The organism is Streptomyces sp. NPDC093094, assembly GCF_044754345.1.
GTDB lineage: Bacteria > Actinomycetota > Actinomycetes > Streptomycetales > Streptomycetaceae > Streptomyces.
In genome coordinates, this window is sequence record NZ_JBIVOX010000030.1 from 1 (window position 1) to 17528 (window position 17528).

The window sequence follows — 17528 nt, forward strand, 5'->3', positions numbered from 1 at the left end:
CGCACGACGGCGCAGCTCAAGCGGGTACTGGGAAGGACGTGCCATGACTCGATCCTCTCAAATGATCGAGTCCCTACCGAACCCGGAACGGTTCAGGCCGACCCGCGGAAGGGTCCCTCCTACGGGCCAGCGAGGCGGCGTACGTGTCGCAGCGCCGCCTCGCTCTCGCCGCGCCCGCGGCTGGACCCTACGCAACCGGTGGCTCCACCCCATGAACACCAGCGCCCTGACCCGGGCTGTGATCCCATGCCCAGGCGACACCCCGGCCGTCCATCGCGACGCCTACCAAACACCGGTGCCTCCCCCGTTACCGTTTTCGCGGCTCCGCAATGGGGCCTCCGGCCTTCGGGTCCGGCATGACTTCCCCCTCCTGTTGTTGATGATCCGGGGGGTGGTGTCACCGGGTCCGGAGGCATCGACGGACCGCTGATGAGGGGCTTGAGCACCGGCTTCACCCGAACCGGAAGAGCTCTCCGTAACGTGGATGTGGCAGCTCGGTGCCCAGGCAAGGCCGGACGAAAGCGTGATGGAGGGGCCTGCACGTGATCGACACCGGCGACATCGACGTCTTCCTCGGCCTGGACGTCGGCAAGGGCGAACACCACGCCACCGCCTCACCCCGGCCGGCAAGAAAGCCTTCGACAAGCGCCTGCCCAACACCGAACCCAAGCTCCGCGAACTGTTCGCCAAGCTGAAGGCCAAGCACGGAACGGTGCTGGTCGTCGTCGACCAGCCGGCCTCGATCGGCGCCCTGCCGCTGGCGGTCGCCAGGGACATGGGGACAGGTCCCATGGGCTGCCCGGTCGCCTATCTGCCCGGGCTGACGATGCGGCGGATCGCCGACCTCTACCCGGGCGAGGCCAAGACGGACGCCAGGGACGCGTTCATCATCGCCGACGCCGCCCGCGCGATGCCCCACACGCTGCGGGCGATCGACGGCGAGGACGAGACGATCGCCGAACTGGAGATGATCGTCGGCTTCGACGACGACCTGGCCGGGGAAGCGACCCGGGTCGCCAACCGGCTGCACGGCCTGCTCACCCAGATCCATCCGTCGCTGGAACGGGTCCTGGGACCGCGGTTGCAGCATCCAGCCGTCCTCACCCTGCTGGAACGGTTCGGGTCGCCGGCCCAGATACGCAAGGCCGGCCGACGGCGGCTGGTCACGCTGCTGCGGCCGAAGGCGCCAAGGATGGCCGAGCGGCTGGTCGAGGAGATCCTCGCCGCCCTGGACGAGCAGACCGTGACGGTACCAGGAACTGAAGCGGCCGCGCTGATCGTTCCGAGTCTCGCCACATCCCTGACGGCCGTCCTCGACCAGCGCAAGCTCTTGGCCGGGCGGATCGAGGAACTACTGGAGGCCCACCCTCTTTCCAAGGTCCTGACCTCGATGCCAGGAGTCGATGTCAGGACCGGAGCCCGCATCCTGATCGAGGTCGGCGACGGCAGCACCTTCCCAACGGCCGGCCACCTCGCCGCCTACGCGGGTCTCGCCCCGGCGACCCGGAACTCGGGGTCCTCGATCCGCGGAGAACAGCCTTCCCGGAGGGGAAACAAGCAGCTCAAACGAGCCTTCTTTCTCTCTGCGTTCGCCGCCCTGGGTGACCCAGTCTCGCGGGCCTACTACGACAAGAAGATCGCCCAGGGCAAACACCGCACCCAGGCCCTGCTCTGCCTCGCCAGACGCCGAGCCGACGTCCTCTTCGCCATGCTCCGCGACGGCACCTTCTACGAACCTCAGCAATCGGGCTCAGCCGCTTGACCTACGGCTCCATGAGAAGGACGACTCGATCAGTCTCGACATCGAAGCCGAGGATCGGATGGCCATAGGCACCCTCCCCGTCCATCAGCACCGGTCTGCCCAACCGCCGCCCGATCTCCCGGAGAAAGCCGCACAACACATCGAGTCGTTCCTGCCCCTGCAACTCCCGCAGATCGACGTCGAAGTCGACGACCTCATCGTCAAGGAAGCGGAAGATCGCCAGCACATCAGCAGTCGGCCAGACCCGCAGGTTCGGACACTCGGCATCCACCGGGCGGGACAGCACGACCTCCGCCCGGGGCACCGGAAGCACCGTCCCTCCCTCCGAGTACTGGCACTTCCAGCCCTTCTCCGCGACAAGATCAAGGACCGCCTGCCAGCCCTCCACGGAGACATCCGGAACACGCACGTCCGGCAGCGCCCCCATCGAGTCCGGGTCGAAGAAAGAACTCACGTCATCCCACAGCAGATCAGCCACCCCGCCATGCTGCCCGGCTCCCCTACCCCGACGCACCCTCGTTTCCCTTGGCCAAAGACATAGGGGCACCCCCCCCGCTCACGCGAAGGAGCAATCCCTTATGCCCGGGACCTACAGCGAGCAGCCCAAGACCTTCCCCCACAACCCGTACGACATCGCCCGCGTAGCCTGCGCAGCCCTGGGGCGTGACCGGGCACCTGAGCCCCCCGACCGAATCCTGTTCACCCTCGGCATCTGCGAGGCCGGGACCCTGTACCTGCGCAACGACACCACCGGCAACAGCACCCACCTCCCCACCACCACCGGGCAGACCACCGCCGACCTGATCGGCCGTCTGTACTGACCGCCCACCGCCCCACCACCCACTCTTGCCGGGTACCGCACCACCGCACCGCTGCACCGCTGCACCGGCAGGGGCGGGGGCGGGGGCGGAGAAAGGAACTGCCGTGAGCATCCCGGACCCCTGGCATGCCCAGCCCGACACGGACATTCTGGCCGCCGTCCACCGCACCGTTCACGCGGTCAGCGCCCTCATCCAGGCCCTCGGCGAGGGCACCCACACCCTCCACGCCATCGGCGAACACAACGACACAGCGTTCGCGCAGGCCGAGGCCGACCTGTGCATCGGCGCCTGCCCGACCGACCTCGCCATCCTCGACCAGCACGCCCTCGACGCACTCTTCGCACTGCTTGTGTTCGCGCTGGAAGGCTGCACCCGCCACACCGTGCTGGTGGCCACATCCGCCGCAGCACCTCAGCCCCGTGCATGCGGCTGGACCATACGCGACCGGTGGCTCCACCCCATGAACACCACCGCCCTGACCCAGGCCCTGATCCCGTGCCCGCACGACGGCCCGGCCCTCCAGCCCGACGCCTACCAAGCACCAGTGCTTCCCCCACCCCCCGACACCGACGAGGACTAAGGCACCCAGCGTCCCCTACCGTGGGGCGCGGGCAGACCCCAGCCAGATTCTTCAAGGAGACAACGGACCCGAAGCCCGTCCGGCCCTAACCGTCCCCACGCCCGCCGACCCCGTGCGCACGGGCGGCACACAAGGGCTCCTCATGTTCTTCCCGCCGCACCGGGACCGCTCCGCCTGTCCCCGGCCGCAGCACGCCAGCAAGGCCCGAGCAGCCACAGCCCTGCATGTCCACGCCACCCCGACGCCGTGTCGTCTCGCACGGCCCGAGATGGCGTCGCACCCTGGAAGAGTGACGCACCGCGAACCCGCGCGCCGGCCATCGCGGGACAACCCCAAACACGGCCAGACACGACGATCACGCCTGGTACGGACCGGAGCCGCCCTGATGTGCCTGGGCATCGCCCTGCTCGCCGCGGTCGTCTTCAACGCCCTCAGCAACGATCGACCGGACAGCACGACACTGCCGCCCACCACCCCGACCACCAATCCCACAGTCACAGCGAGCAGCACCCCGACCGGGACCAAGGACGGCGCTGCCACCAGCAGCCGGACGGACATGCCGAGCAGCAGCCCCACCGAGAGCGACGAAGCCGGCTCTCCCACCACCACCGGCGAGGAAAGCAACCACCCGCCCGAGCCGCCTCTCCCCGCGGCTGCGACCGTAACCGTCACCGAAACAGTCCAGATAATCAGAGCCACGAACGACGCCGCAGGCGGGACCGGAAGCGACCTCCCCGCGATCATCACCTCAGTCGCAGCACTGATCACAGCCGGAGTCGGAGCCGCAACATTGGCCGTAGGAATCAAAAAGCCAGCCCAGCCCCCCGACAACCCCTGACACACACAGAGACACGGACCCAGACCCGTCCCACCCGGCCAGCACAGACGGCGACGCAGAGTACCGCCATGGCTGACCGCCCCTCCGTCACCGCCGACGGCTCCCGCACCCACACCACGCGGCCCTGTCACGGGTAACCACAGCGCCCCCCGCCCGCCACAACCGCCGGCGCCTCCCCCCAGCTCACGCAGGACCGGCAGGCCCATCAGAACGCAGCACGGACCACACCCCATCGAGAGCCAGAGACCCAGGATCACCATCGGACCGACCGACCTCGGACGACCACGTCGGACGGAAACGCTCCACGAAGTCTGTGAAGTCGCTGCGCAGATACCGAGCCTCGGACGGCTTGAGCCGAATCTGCCGACGGCTGTCAGCCCACCAGACCTCGAAATCAGCGACCGTGCCTACCACCGGCCAGTCAGCACTCCGCTCCGGAAGCAACAGCACGTCGACGAAACCCCCGACACCCAGACCGACATCAACGAAGACCCCGATCGCACCCGGCCGAGGAACCCCCACCACCCTGCCCTCAAGAACCTGCCCGAAGCGCAGACCCCTCCGCATCCCAACCCACTCGGCATCAGACACCACGAACACATCCTCTCCCCCACACAGAAACCGGCAGCCCCCGCACAACCGCCCCCGAACGCCCCACCCACCACCCCCTCAGGAGCGCGGTCGACGCCATCATGTTCACCCTCAGCGAGCCATGCACGGCAGCGCCCCGGTAGCCACGTCCCCCGCCGCACCCCGCCCCCGCACCTGCGGCTGGCGCCCACGCGACCGGAGACTGCACCCCATGGACGCCACCGCCCTGCCCCCGGCCCTGATCCCGTGCCCGGACGACGGGCCGGCCGTCCAGCGGGATGCCTGCCAGGCCCTCGCCCTCCAAACCTCCACAGACACCTGCACCGACACCGACCCCGCCGGCACCCGCCACCGGGACCAGTCCACCCCTGACGAAGGCCAGTAAGGTTCCCCCGCGAACGGCCAGCTCGATTCCCCGGGCGGTAGCCACACTCAGTAGCCTCGATGCCGACTCGCGGATCTGGTGTACAGGGGGTTGTGGACGTGGCACGTACGTGGCTGTCGATCCGGGTTGAGCTGGTCTCCGGGCACGGTGCGGACCTGTGGCCGCGCCCCGGGCGGGTGTTCGCGGCCGCGCGGTCACACTCCTTCGCCCAGCTCGCCTCGGCCATCGATCTCGCCTTCGGGCGCTGGGACCTGGCCCACCTACATCTGTTCACGTTGTCCGAGGGCACACATGTCAGCCCGCTTCACTGGTGGGACGGCGAGGCCCCGCAGGACACCGTGGACGGCCATACGACGAAGCTGAGCAGGCTGCAGGCCGGCGAACAGTTCGCCTATGTCTTCGACATGGGTGATGACTGGGCGCACCTGTGCACGGTTGCCGAGCGGCGTATCGATCCCCTCGACGAGCTCGGCCAGAGCCCCGACCGCCCCGTTCCCTACCGGGGATGGGGCAGCCTCCCGGACCAATACGCGCGCCGCTGGGACGGGGACGACGGGGAGTCGCCCATGCCCAAGCGGCCGGCCCGCGGGCTCAGCGACCTGCCTCCGATCCTGCCCTGGTGGGGCGAACACCGCCGAGGCTGACCTCACGCTGCACACAGGAAACGGCCACCCACGGGGAACTGAAGCCACCCCGCAGCGCGCCAGGACGGCGCGCCGGCCCGAGGCCCTGCAGCACGCCCGCAGCGCAGCAGAGCGCCCCCAGGGCCTTCCCGGGCCACACACAACATGCAGCCCTCCTCCGCCCCAAGACAACGCATGGCCCGCCCACACAGCCCGCAGGCCCCGGCCAAGGTCTGGGCTCCGGCAACATCCGGAGTTGGGAAGGATTCGGGCAAGGCGGGGCGCCCTGGGCGTACGGAGGCGGGGTCAGTCGCTCCAGAGGACTCGTACGGCCGCTTCTGCGTGCCGCTCGCCGAGGGAGACAGGCCGCCGACGAGGCGCCTCGGTCTGAGGTCCTCACAGTTGTCGCGGTGTGCCATCGATGGCAGAGCATCGCCGCTCAAGCGCCATCGTCTGGTCCGGACGGGCGAGCTCCAGCCTGGACCGCCCGAAGTCCCGCATGACGCTCTACCGGACCGTCCTCGCCGAGGGCCTGCGCGAGGATCTGGCGACCTTCCTGCACCACCGGCTGCTGAGCGAACAGTGACCTGTTCTGCGCCGCCTGGTCAGCCCCTACCTCGGGAGGTCTGGGAGGACGCCTTCCCCGATCTGCCCCGCACCCGTTCCACGGACGTGACCGCAGTGTGAAGCTCAGCCCGCTCCACGAGCGTCTCCTTGCCGACATCCTCGACCTCGGCTGTCACAACTCCTGACACACAGAGACACGGACCCAGACCCGTCCCACCGGGCCAGCGCAGCGACTCCCACCGACACCCGCCCCGGCCGCACGCCCAGCAGCCGCCAGCATCGTCGGCAGAGACCGCCACAACCGTTGACCGCAGCGCCCGCTTGAACGCCACTCCGAGCGGCCCTCCTGAGCGCCGGCCCCGGACCCGGCGACACCACCCCCGACCACGCCCTGCCCCGCCCCGCACACGGCCGCACCGGCTACCGCAGCCTCACCCTGTACCGCGACACCGTCACCGACCATCCCCAGGCCACCGCCCGCCCGGCCGGAGCCCGTGGCCGGGCACGCGCCGTCCGGGAATCCCGGCCGGTCTCCGGCGCGCCTGCTACGCGCTGACCGCTCCGGACCGTCAGCGGCCCGAAGCCGGGCGAGAAACATGCAGGCCAGGCCACGCCACTGCAAGGAGCAAGTGCTGCCCCCAGATCGGATGACTTCACCGCCCGCCGCATTGCACAGTGCCCGGCCGCACCGTGTGCTGGTCCATGAAGGGGCGAGGCACGCCCCAGGGAAGGAAGACCCTCGCATGAAGACACCGGTCACCACCGACATCACGGCCGTGAGGAACTCCGTCTGGGTCCGCTGGCTGCCGAACGCCCTGCCCGCCGCGGGCTACATCACGTTCAAGAACTCCGCCCAGAGGCGCTACACGATCACCAAGGTCATCAGCCCTGACTACAAGTCGATCACGGCATACAAGACCGTGACCGACTCCGAGAGTACGAGGATGGAGAAGGTCGACTTCACCACCCTCACCATCCCCGCCGAGGGCGAACTCGCCATGACACCGGGCTTCTACCACCTCATGTTCGAGAAGCCGACCCGCCTGATCACCCCCGGCGACAATGCCCGCGTCATCTACTTCCTCGACGACGGCAAGGTCTTCAAGGTCAAGATGCCCGTCCGCACCTCACCCGAGCTGTACTGAACCGCCCACCCCCCAGGAGCCCCCCACATGACCACCTACCATCTCGACCTCGGCAATGACCGGACCGAACCACTCCACTCCGTCACCAAACTCACCGTCGTCGGCACCGAAATCGACATCGACACCTTCGTCACCGCCGACCCCCACGCCCCCGTCCCCCTCTACGGCGACGTCATCCTCACCCGCGGCGATACCCGCCACCCGGCCACCACCGCCTGGATCGAAGCCGTCGAGAACACCGCCACCCACCAGGACGTCGTCCTCATCGCCGGCAACCCCGCCGACCCCCACACGCCACGCATCCGCCTCACCGACGCCTGGGCCAGCGCCAGCTACCACCTCGACGAAGACGACGACCCGGACGCCTTCGCCATCTCCTTCACCGACATCACCCTCGAAAAATAACCCCCACCCCACCACCCCACCCGACCAGCCGCCACGGCCACCCGACCCCCGCCCCGGCACCCTCACAGACCAGCCCCCAACCACCACCCGCCCGCACCCAGTGCAGCCGCCACCGGTGGTGCCGGCCGGCCTCCACGGCCCCCCGCCACGCACCGCCCCTGTCACACAGCGGCCCGACCCGCACCACCGACACCGACACCGACACCGACACCGACGAACACCTGCCCGCCCGCTCAGGCCGAAGCCGACTTTCTGCCCGCCCAGCGGCGCTCACAGCGCTCCGGGCACCGTCCGGGCGGGTGGGCCGGCTGCGGCCGACTCGCAGACGCCGCCATGATGCACCGGCTGACGCTCGGGGAGCGCAACCGTCTGCGCTCTCTCGTACCGCACCCGCAGCCGGCGGGCGGAAGAGAACTGCCGCGGGCATCGTGGCACCCCGGCCCGCCCGGTCCGGCACGAAGGCCGTGCCCGCCGTGCACGCCATCGACGGTCTGGTCCAGGCCCTCGGCAAGGGCACCCACACCCTCCACGCCATCGGCGAACGCTCCGATGCCGCACACGTCCAGGCCCAAGCCGAGCTGTGCATCAGCACGTGCCCGGCGCCGTCCTCGACCGGCGCACCTTCGGCGCCCTGTTCCCGCTGCCGGTCCTCGCACTGGAAGGCTGCACCCGCCACACCGTGCTCATCGCCACCTCCGCCGCCCAGCCCCGGGCCCGCGCCCGCGGCTGGACCCATACGCGACCGGTGGCTCCACCCCATGAACACCACCGCCCTGACCCGGGCTGTGATCCCGTGCCCAGGCGACACCCCGGCCGTCCATCGCGACGCCTACCAAACACCGGTGCCTCCCCCACCCCCGACACCGACGAGGAACAGTCCCCTGGCTGACCGCCCCGCCGCCACCGCCGACGGCTCCCGCACCCACACCACCCGGCCCTGTTCACGGCACACCACCAGCCCCCGCCACACAACAGCCGGTGCCTCACCCCAGCTCACGCAGGACCGGCCGACGGACCATCAGAACGCAGCACGGACCGCACCCCATCGAGAGCCGGGGGCCCAGGATCACGAACAGGCCGACCGACCTCGGACGACCACGTCGGACGGAAACGCTCCACGAAGACTGTGAAGTCGCTGCGCAGATACCGAGCCTCGGACGGCTTGAGCCGAATCTGCCGACGGCTGTCAGCCCACCAGACCTCGAAATCAGCGACCGTGCCTACCACCGGCCAGTCAGCACTCCGCTCCGGAAGCAACAGCACGTCGACGAAACCCCCGACACCCAGACCGACATCAACGAAGACCCCGATCGCACCCGGCCGAGGAACCCCCACCACCCTGCCCTCAAGAACCTGCCCGAAGCGCAGACCCCTCCGAATCCCGGCCCACTCGGCATCAGACACCACCAACGCATCCTCGCACTGGAGGGCTGCACGCGCGGCACCGTCCTGATCGCCACGTCCGCCGCCGCACCCCGGCCTCGCACCTGCGGCTGGCGCCCACGCGACCGGAGACTGCACCCCATGGACACCAGCGCACTGTCCCGGACCGTGATCCCGTGCCCGGACGACGGCCCGACCGCCCAACGCGACGTCTACCAGGCCCCCACCCTGGAAGCCCCCTCCAACATCGGCAAGGAGTACCCCATGGCTGACCACCCCGCCAGCGCCGCCGACGGCCACCACCCCCACACCGTCCTAGAACCGGGCAGCATCCGCACCCTGAACACCCGCAACAGCGGCCCGAAGTTCTTCCATCTGCACGGCCGCCGCTACGGCACCCGCCCGTGCGGCCGGGAGCCGTAGTGGCGACGGCTGAAGCGGGCATTGTCGCGCTGGCGTTGACCTGGCCGAGCGCCAAGGGCGCCCGGATCCGCAAAACCTCCAGGAAAGAGCAAATCCCATAAGCTCAGACGGAACCAGCCGGGCCTGATCAGCGCCCATCCCAGCATGACACTGACCAAACCGATCATGATGAGCAAGCTCATCGTCACGGCATACACGGCCGGTGTGCTTTCGGCCCCCGATGCCGGGACAATCTCCCGCTCGCCCATGGCGATGCTCCCGGTAGCCCACGAGACCAAGGCCATCCCTACACCGACCAGCGCCACCCGCAGTGCCTTGATTGCCCGGTGGGCATGGACGCCCACCGTCGCCGTCGCCGCCCCCATCACCTGGGCTGCCTCCGCCTGGGGCATCCCCAGCTCCCGCATGAAGACACCGGTCACCAGCGGCACCTGAGCGGGGTGGGCGTCGCCGTCCCGGACGACATGGACACGGCCCGGGAGCGGGCTGCTCTGGGGGCGAGGTCGACTATCGGGGCGAGCCGCTGCCACATCCCGGCGCTGACCCGGGCGAGGATGATGGTGGAGAACTGCTCGCGGGCGCCGGGGATGAGGCGACCGTCGACGGTGGCGGGTCCGTCGTAGGTGACGTGGATGCGGGCCGGGCGCCCCTCGTGCAGAACGGCCTCGAGGGCGGCGATGGCCGGGGACCGCTTCGGGTCGTCCTTCCGCCGGAACGTTTCCCAGTAGCGGGCGAGGTGCCGCAGGGTGGCGTCGGCCCGGTCGCTGACCCGTGGTGCGTGGGTTCGTCCCGGACGCGGCCGGACACAGCTCGTGCCCGTCCGTTGTCGGTGACGATCATTACCCGGCACACCTTCGCCCTGCGCCAGGTCGGGCGCGGGGTGTCGAAATATCCTCGGTAACGTACTCCTCGAACAAGCCCGACAGGCCGTAGGGACAACGGGGATCGGTCCCATGCCTCCCTCCCCGGAACCGTCGTCCCTGAGGCAACGATTCCGGGCGAGTTGCAGACAGATTCGATCCGACGCGGCCAGAGGCGGTGCGATCCAGGCTGTCGCCCTCTGGCCCCGGACCGCGTAGGCGCAGGTCAGGGCCCCTGACCTGCCCAAGCGGTACTTCTCAAGCTGGAGGGCGAGTTCGATTCCCGTCACCCTCACCCGCTCAAGCAGAAGCCGCTTTCACGAGGGGAGTCGTTCCGGCAACCTGAGCCCGCGCCTCAGCAGGGTGGTCGCAGCGTCTGGCGCCGGGGGGGAACGGCCACGCGATGTCGCCGAGCTGATCCGTCGAGTCGGGGGAATATCGATCCACTGGTGTGTCGGTCCCCCGATGCGCCTGCGGGCTTCGGCGAGGGTTTCCCTGACGGAGGCGGTGGCATGGTGAGCGGTGCGGGAGACGAGGGGAGCCAGGCGGCCGAGAGGGGCTTCTGGCAGCTGGTCGTCGGGCAACTGGGCACGACCCTGGTCGTGGTGGATCCCGTTGGACGGATCCTCGCGGTCAATCCGGCGGCCGAGCGGCTGTTCGGCCGCGCCGCCCCGGCGATGCGTGGGGAGGACGCACACGACCTGCTGCACCGGGATGCGCACGGTGGCAGGGTCCCCCGGGAGCAGTGCCCGCTGCTGCGGGCCATGGCCGAGAGGTCCGAGGCACACGGGGAGGGTGACGTCTGTCTGCGCGGTGACGGTCGCCTGATCGCGATGTCCTGGTCCGCTTCTCCCGTGACAGACGAGGGCGCCTTCATCGGCATGGCCGTGCTGTTCACCGACACCGCCGGCGAGCGCAGCGCGCGTCGGGAGCGTGCAGCCTACACGCGTGCTCTGGAGGACCTCACCGAGCGGCTGACGCTGGTCGCGGAGATCACCGACGTGCTCGGTCAGACCCTGGAGATCGATGAGGCTCTCGTCCGGCTGGGCCGCCTGTTGGTTCCCCGCGTCGCCGACTGGGCGGCGGTGGATCTCCTGGTCGGTTCCGGGCAGGTCCACCGGGTGGCGGTGACCGGTCCCGCGGGCCGGGAGGCCGGACTGGAGGGCGGACGTCAGCGCCTTACCGAGGCAGGGGAGGGAGATCACTCACCGCTCGTCCAGGTGCTCAACGGCGCTGATCCCGTACTGCAGCGGGAGGCCGATCCGTCCGCACCGCCTGCCTCTCCCCTGGCCGCCGTCCATGACGACTTCCTGCGGACGGTGGGCTCGACGTCGGCCATCACGGTGCCGCTCGGCCCCCGAGGACAGATCACCGGCGCCCTGACGGTGGTACGCACGGACCCGGAGCACCCGTTCGACAGCGACGACCTGGACGTCGTGAGCGACATCGGCCGCCGGGTCGGCCTGGTCATCGACAACGCACGGCGGTTCGGCCGTCAGCGCGCCGTCGCCGAGGCCATGCAGCGCAACCTGCTCGCCCCACCGCCTCAGCCCGGCCGCCTGCGGCTGGCCGCCCGCTACCAGCCCGCCCCGGCCGGTTCCCAGGTGGGCGGCGACTGGTACGACGCGTTCGAGCGGAAGGACGGCGCGCTCGCGCTGGTCATCGGTGATGTCTTGGGCCACGACCTGACCGCGGCGGCCGGAATGGCGCAACTGCACGGCATCCTGCGTTCACTGGCCTGGGACCACACCGGTCCACCCGGTGCCGTCGTCGACCACCTCGACGACGCCATGCCCGCCATCACCACCGTCCCCATGGCCACCCTCGTCCTCGCCCTGCTCGAAGGCGACCCGCACACCGGCCCGTGGACGCTGCGGTGGACCAACGCGGGACATCCGCCGCCCCTCCTGCTGACCCAGGACGGACAGGCGCAGTACCTCGAAGCCGGACAGGGACTCCTCCTCGGCGCCCCTCCGGGCACCGGCGGCAGCCGGCCGAGCGCCGCGCAGTCCCTGCCGCCGGGTTCCACCCTGCTGCTCTACACCGACGGCCTGATCGAGATCCCCGGCAGCGACCTGGACACCGGCCTCGCCCGTCTGCGCCGCCACGCCCTCGCTCTCGCCCACGAACCGCTGGACACGCTGTGCGACCAACTGCCCGCTCGTATGCCGCCCGGCAGCACCGACGACGTGGCCCTCCTCGCCCTGCGTCTGCCGTCGCCCTGAAGGCGGTGACCGCGGTGAGGCGGGGGCCGGGGGCTCAGGTGTCGAGGACCAGGACGCGGATCGGGCCGAGCGGGGCCGCCCGCGGTGTGTCGCCTTCGATGTACCGCCATCCCCAGGACCGCAGCGCCTCGGCGGTCCTGTGGTCGGAGCGCTTCACCAGCGTGATGGCGACGGCGGCACCGTGGTCGGTGAGCAGCCGTTTCTGCAGGCGCCGGGCGAGGTTCCAGGCACGGTCCTGGTTCTGCCTGCTTACCCGGGAGGGAACGTGGATCCCGGAGATCACGAAGAGTCGCCCGGAGGCGGCCAGCCGGAGCAGCCGCCCGGGAAGGTATCCGTCGAAGCCCTCCCACCAGGGGCCGTCGCCGCCTACGGGGAAACCGTAGGCGCAACCGGTCAGCGTGGTGGTCTCCGCGATCAGCAGCTCGAATCCCGGTCGCCGTGCGTCGGCCGCAAGCCGCCGCAGGAAGGCGCTGCGGGCTTGGTTCCACGCCCAGGGGCCGCCGCCGGACGTCTCCGCGTACAGATCGCCCAGTTCCTGCATATGGTCCTCGATCTGACGCCGGGTCAACGGGCGGACGCGTTGCCCTTCCCGGGGCGAGGAACCCCGTTCCGGCCTCGGGCCGGGCTTCCGCGTCGCGGGCGGGTGCGAACCGGCGGGACGCCCGAGAAGTTCTGTGGTCGTCGGCGCAGCCGACACGTTCACGGTCATGAGGCAAGCCCTGCTTCGGGCACGGACGGACCCGGCCCGGCGTCGTCGGTCGCCGAGAGCGGCACCGGTGTCGGAGTCGGCGCGCGACGCCCTCGGTGTCTTCAACCGTACTCCCGCGGCCGCGCCCCCCTTCGGTACCGACGGTGGACGAGAACGCCGAGGCGGGTACGGCGGTTCCGTCCCCTTCCCGACGGTCGGGGCGCACGGGAGTACGGTGGAGGTACCGAGGGCATGTCGCACACCGGCTTCCGCGCTGGTCTCGTCCTCGGCGAGACACTTCGCCGGAAGCCTCGCGCAGCGCAGGAGCTTCCGGGGACAGGTGAGCACGATAGCCCTGGCCTTCGATTCCTTCCCCGCCGCCGACGCGTGGCCGGTGCCCGACCCGCGCAGCGACGTCGACTTGAGGATGTTCGCGTCGAGGATGATCAAGGCAGGTGTCTCCTCTTCCTCGGCTCCGAGTCGTAGGCTTACCCTCGCAGCTTTTGATCACCGGGGAGAAGGAATGACGGGTGAGGAGAGCCTGCAGGTGCGCCGTAGCGGGCGCCACGAATCCTGCCGGGCTGCGATCATCAGGGTGAGCATGCTGTTGGGCACGTCGTCATCCAGCATGATCAAGTAGAAGCCATCATCGTCGGGTGCGCGGAAGCCCTGGCACCGAGCTCGGCGCTTCACCGTTCGGTTTCCTGAGGCTGGCAGCATCACCGAGCAGGGTCACCCCTGGCATGCGGTCCTCGTGGTGCTCGGTCAGCAGTGTGAAGATGCGGCGCGGGACCGGCGGGGTGTCGCTGTCGGTGATCAGGGCGGTGAGGTCGGGGAGCCCAGACATCGAACTCGTTGGAGACCTGTGCTGTCAGGGCCGCCCCCGGCGAGGATTGGCGCGGACCGCTGTTGGAGAGGGCCACCGATCCCGTCTCTGCCCGGATCCACGAGATTTCCAACGCCGCACTGTATCGGCCGTCAGTGCGGTCGTAGACGACGAGGCCGGGGTGGACGTTGGCATCGTGCACGCGGCCGAGGGCCACCGCCGCAGAAACGGGCACGGCAGCCAGTACGTGCAGCCGCTGCAGATTCTTGTTGCTGGCTTCCAGTTCGGACAGGAGCAGCCGGAGCGCTGAGGTGAACTCGTCGAGTGCGGAGAGCGAGTTGATGACGTCAACAGACGGGGTGAGGTTTTGCGGGCTGATCGTCCAGCGGGGCAGCGTGGTGAGCGATCCGGGGAGTTCTTCTGCCTGGGTGGAGGCGGAGATGTTCAGTAGCAGCACTCCCTCCGGCGCGTTGGGCGAAGGAGTGAGGGGAGAATCGGTGGTGAAGCGTACGGTCGTTTCCGCAGTGCTCGGCCAGCACCAGGATTCAGTGCTGCGATGCCGCTGGTAGATGGAGACGTGGAATGTGTCGTCGAGGCGAGAGCCGAAATGGACCAGCAGCGGCAAGCGGGCGAAGGCGAAGGCACTGACGTGCTGCACCGAGTCCTCGCGCAGGGCGTATCAGGGCGCAGGCCCTGCCGTCCGCGTCCCGTTCCGGGGCAGGATTCGCCAGGCAGAAGCTGGACCAGGCCGACCCAGTTCTTCTCGCCCACCCAGATCTGCGTGGCGCGGACCTTCCAGCGGCCGGCGGGCAGCGGGACCGCTCCCTCGGCAGGCAACCCTCCGTCGGGGTACGCAATGCCCAGCTCGCAACCCTCTTCGACGGCGTCCATGAGCACCGCCGGACCGTCCGAGACCCAGGTGCCGCACTCCTCCCACACCGTGGCCGGGTCTGCGAGGACAGTATCTGCCGCAGCGCTCAGCCCGGCCTCAGATTCCGCGGCAAACCACCGCAGGAACGCTCGGTGCTGAGGCAGATAGCAGCTGGTCGCCGGCTCGTCCGCCAGCACCAGCGCCTGCGCACCGTTCTCGTCGATGGGGATCAAACCGGCCAGATCGTCCACCGCGCAGGCCCGGTCGTAGTCGTCCGGAGCGGCGGCGTCTGTCGCCATGAGACCACTTCCTGCCGTCCCACCGCCCCAGGAGGCCAGGGCGGAGACGGGGACAACGATCAGAGGACCGCCCATCGACTCCACCCAGACAGGGGAAGGGCCAGAGGCATCGTCTGCGGTGGATGAAGAGGTGATCATGCAGTCAGTGCGCCTTCACCCGCTGACAACGTCCCCACGCTCATGGAACCCAGCACAGGGAAAGGCTCAGCGCCTGTGGCAAGCATCAGTTACGGGACAGCCTTCAGGCCGTCGTCGATCGGCGGTTCCGCGGCGGCGCGGGTCCAGTCCGGGACAGGCAGTTCGGGGTCGGTCTGGCGCGGGCCCTCGATCTCGTCCGGGCCGGCAACCGCGTACTCCTCCGCGCGGATGGCCGGTACCGCACCCCGACCGCAGCCAGACCGTCGACCGGCGCGGTCTCCAGCCGCGCGACAGCAGCCAGCAGCCCGGCTGCCCAGCGGCCTGCTGCCAGGCCGCATACAAGGCACGCGCCGTTTCGACCAGGCATGTCCAGTCGAATTGCCTGATTTCACTGCGGACAAGCCTCGCGGCCGGAGACAATCAAGCATGGCGATGTCCGGGAAGGCACGTCCAGGCTTACGTCCCCTCCGTGTGCTGGTAGCCGTCGCGTTGGTCGCGGTGGTAGTGCTGGCCGGCCCAAGCGGTGGCACGCCCGCGCATGCGGACGGAGGCAAATACCAGCTGAAGCTGTGGTGGATGTGGCAGCGAGGGGACAACTTCACCGCCGCCACGCCCGTCGACAACCAAAGCGCCGCAGGCGGCTACCAGTTCATCCGGTCCGAGCCCTGGATCTACGTCGACCCGGAATCCGGCACCGTGCCGCTCCTGTTGTACTGGCACCCAGGCCGGGAGGACAACGCCGGCGTCGCCAGCATCATCAGCATCGAAGCGGCGCAGGCCGCAGGCTACACCTATATCCGCACCCAGGGGTGGATCCACCCCACCCCAGGACCCGGCAGAGTACCGCTGTACCTGTACTGGCACGAGGGTCGCCAGGACAATGCGACCGTGGCCACCCAAGCCAGCATCGACGCCGCCGTCTCAGCGGGGTACGTCCTCCAGCGCATCGAGGGCTACGTCATGTTGAACCCGTAACGCGCCAGGCGCACCGGTCGGATGCGAGGAGATCTCCGAGCTTAACGGGCGTGTCAGGGGGCGTGCTGATCTTGTTCCTGAGCCTGTGGAAGCGGGTTGCTCCGCACTCACGGGCTCGCGGATGAACAAGAGGTCGACCCTGGAGAGGGCTCGTGCCGTGACGATCAACGTCCGCCCTGGCCCCGCGAGTTTCGCGGTGACCACGCAGGCGCCGGGAAACGCCGCTCTTGGCAGAAGCCTCAAGGGCCCGGGGAAACGGAGGCATCAGCCCGGCGCTCGCCTCATCACTGCGGACCCCGCAGCGGACAGCGATGCCGCTCCTTGAGGATGCATGGACGGCCAGGGGAGATCCAGGCATTCGCTGTCCTGTGCGAGCAGCGACCCCGGGGCGTTGCATGGCCCCGGGCCGTCTGCTCACGCACTGACTAGGGGGATCACGCCCGGCCTCTCGCTGGTCGACCGTGCCCCGTCTGACTCCAAGCAGCACCTGATCGCCGACCTCCACGGAACCCCTTGCGCCGTCACGCTCACCAGCGGTAACCGGCACCCGCATCACCCGGCTTCTTCCCCTGCTGGACGCGGTCCCGCCAATCCGGGGACTGCGGGGACGCCTCCGCAGCAAGCGCCGACGGTTGTACGCCGACCGGGGCTACGACTTCGACAAGTACCGCCGCCTGCTGTGGAAGCGCGGCATCACGCCCTCGATCGCCCGACGTGGCGTCGCCCACGGCTCCGGACCGGGCAAGTCACGTTGGATGGTGAGCGCGCCTTCGCCCGGTTGCACCAGTTCAATCGACTTCGAATCCGCTACGAGCGACGCGCGGATCTCCACCAGGGCTTACTCCAGTTGGCCTGCACTCTCATATGCCTCCTCCGCCAGCGAACCTCATGCTGAAACGACCAGTCAGTTCTGGTCCTCTTCACCCCCGTCCGGGCCCGCCATGCCCGGGCGCAGGCCGACTCCCTGCGCGCCCAGCCGCATTCCCGGCGCCCCCGGCACCGTGTGCGCGTCCCGGTGCCCGGTACTGCGGCTCCGACCGGTTGAGAATCACCGTGCGCGCAGCTCGATCCTGCGCCTGCTGTCGAAACTGGGTCACCATGGGTCGACGGGTACGGCTGCGGC

Annotated in this window: 17 protein-coding genes and 3 pseudogenes; 13 read left to right on the forward strand and 7 right to left on the reverse strand. The window is 69.6% G+C overall.

Annotation, left to right across the window (positions count from 1 at the left end):
* The first annotated feature begins 542 nt into the window (after positions 1 to 542).
* Positions 543 to 1762 (forward strand): annotated as a pseudogene (locus ACIQGV_RS36990) (IS110 family transposase).
* A gap of 1 nt (position 1763) precedes the next feature.
* Here ACIQGV_RS36990 and ACIQGV_RS36995 read toward each other — a convergent pair.
* The gene (locus ACIQGV_RS36995; protein ID WP_402503215.1) at positions 1764 to 2240 is read right to left on the reverse strand and encodes a hypothetical protein; all 477 of its coding nucleotides are present in this window, start codon (positions 2238 to 2240) and stop codon (positions 1764 to 1766) included.
* Between the two features lie 100 nt (positions 2241 to 2340).
* Between ACIQGV_RS36995 and ACIQGV_RS37000 the strand changes: the two genes are divergently transcribed.
* From ACIQGV_RS37000 to ACIQGV_RS37040, 9 genes are all read left to right on the forward strand, one after another.
* Positions 2341 to 2583, forward strand: coding sequence for a hypothetical protein (locus ACIQGV_RS37000; protein WP_402503217.1), 243 nt, complete (start codon positions 2341 to 2343; stop codon positions 2581 to 2583).
* Positions 2584 to 2686: 103 nt separating this feature from the next.
* Positions 2687 to 3163, forward strand: coding sequence for a hypothetical protein (locus tag ACIQGV_RS37005; protein WP_402503219.1), 477 nt, complete (start codon positions 2687 to 2689; stop codon positions 3161 to 3163).
* A 385-nt stretch (positions 3164 to 3548) separates the two neighbouring features.
* Positions 3549 to 4001, forward strand: coding sequence for a hypothetical protein (locus tag ACIQGV_RS37010; RefSeq protein WP_402503222.1), 453 nt, complete (start codon positions 3549 to 3551; stop codon positions 3999 to 4001).
* An 802-nt stretch (positions 4002 to 4803) separates the two neighbouring features.
* Positions 4804 to 4977, forward strand: coding sequence for a hypothetical protein (locus ACIQGV_RS37015; RefSeq protein WP_402503224.1), 174 nt, complete (start codon positions 4804 to 4806; stop codon positions 4975 to 4977).
* A 98-nt stretch (positions 4978 to 5075) separates the two neighbouring features.
* A complete protein-coding gene (locus ACIQGV_RS37020) occupies positions 5076 to 5621 on the forward strand; it encodes a hypothetical protein (RefSeq protein ID WP_402503226.1) in 546 nt (181 codons plus the stop codon).
* 400 nt (positions 5622 to 6021) lie between these two features.
* A complete protein-coding gene (locus ACIQGV_RS37025) occupies positions 6022 to 6186 on the forward strand; it encodes a hypothetical protein (RefSeq protein ID WP_402503228.1) in 165 nt (54 codons plus the stop codon).
* A 724-nt stretch (positions 6187 to 6910) separates the two neighbouring features.
* Positions 6911 to 7312 (forward strand): copper chaperone PCu(A)C, encoded by a 402-nt coding sequence (locus tag ACIQGV_RS37030; protein ID WP_402503231.1) that lies wholly within the window; start codon positions 6911 to 6913, stop codon positions 7310 to 7312.
* A 27-nt stretch (positions 7313 to 7339) separates the two neighbouring features.
* Positions 7340 to 7717, forward strand: coding sequence for a hypothetical protein (locus ACIQGV_RS37035; RefSeq protein ID WP_402503233.1), 378 nt, complete (start codon positions 7340 to 7342; stop codon positions 7715 to 7717).
* A 1524-nt stretch (positions 7718 to 9241) separates the two neighbouring features.
* A complete protein-coding gene (locus tag ACIQGV_RS37040; RefSeq protein WP_402503236.1) occupies positions 9242 to 9523 on the forward strand; it encodes a hypothetical protein in 282 nt (93 codons plus the stop codon).
* Here ACIQGV_RS37040 and ACIQGV_RS37045 read toward each other — a convergent pair.
* Both ACIQGV_RS37045 and ACIQGV_RS37050 read right to left on the reverse strand, forming a co-directional pair.
* The gene (locus tag ACIQGV_RS37045; RefSeq protein WP_402503238.1) at positions 9490 to 9945 is read right to left on the reverse strand and encodes a hypothetical protein; all 456 of its coding nucleotides are present in this window, start codon (positions 9943 to 9945) and stop codon (positions 9490 to 9492) included. The genes ACIQGV_RS37040 and ACIQGV_RS37045 overlap by 34 nt on opposite strands.
* Positions 9942 to 10373 carry a hypothetical protein gene (locus ACIQGV_RS37050; RefSeq protein ID WP_402503241.1) on the reverse strand — a complete coding sequence of 144 codons (432 nt, stop codon included), beginning with the start codon at positions 10371 to 10373 and terminating at the stop codon, positions 9942 to 9944. The genes ACIQGV_RS37045 and ACIQGV_RS37050 overlap by 4 nt, the downstream gene beginning before the upstream one ends.
* A 522-nt stretch (positions 10374 to 10895) precedes the next feature.
* Here ACIQGV_RS37050 and ACIQGV_RS37055 point away from each other — a divergent pair.
* Positions 10896 to 12608 carry a SpoIIE family protein phosphatase gene (locus ACIQGV_RS37055; protein WP_402503244.1) on the forward strand — a complete coding sequence of 571 codons (1713 nt, stop codon included), beginning with the start codon at positions 10896 to 10898 and terminating at the stop codon, positions 12606 to 12608.
* Positions 12609 to 12642: 34 nt separating this feature from the next.
* Here ACIQGV_RS37055 and ACIQGV_RS37060 read toward each other — a convergent pair whose 3' ends face one another.
* From ACIQGV_RS37060 to ACIQGV_RS37075, 4 genes and pseudogenes are all read right to left on the reverse strand, one after another.
* Complete coding sequence (locus ACIQGV_RS37060) at positions 12643 to 13176, reverse strand: hypothetical protein (RefSeq protein WP_402503246.1); 534 nt, start codon at positions 13174 to 13176, stop codon at positions 12643 to 12645.
* Positions 13177 to 14015: 839 nt separating this feature from the next.
* Complete coding sequence (locus ACIQGV_RS37065) at positions 14016 to 14780, reverse strand: SAVED domain-containing protein (RefSeq protein WP_402503248.1); 765 nt, start codon at positions 14778 to 14780, stop codon at positions 14016 to 14018.
* Between the two features lie 116 nt (positions 14781 to 14896).
* A pseudogene (locus tag ACIQGV_RS37070) lies at positions 14897 to 15430 on the reverse strand (Imm21 family immunity protein); the annotation flags it as partial.
* Positions 15431 to 15519: 89 nt separating this feature from the next.
* Entirely contained in the window at positions 15520 to 15858 is a 339-nt protein-coding gene (locus ACIQGV_RS37075; protein WP_402503250.1) for a DUF5954 family protein, read from the reverse strand.
* A gap of 43 nt (positions 15859 to 15901) precedes the next feature.
* Here ACIQGV_RS37075 and ACIQGV_RS37080 point away from each other — a divergent pair, with 43 nt between their 5' ends.
* A complete protein-coding gene (locus ACIQGV_RS37080) occupies positions 15902 to 16405 on the forward strand; it encodes a hypothetical protein (protein ID WP_402503252.1) in 504 nt (167 codons plus the stop codon).
* A gap of 403 nt (positions 16406 to 16808) precedes the next feature.
* A pseudogene (locus ACIQGV_RS37085) lies at positions 16809 to 17300 on the forward strand (transposase); the annotation flags it as partial.
* Between the last annotated feature and the right edge of the window lie 228 nt (positions 17301 to 17528).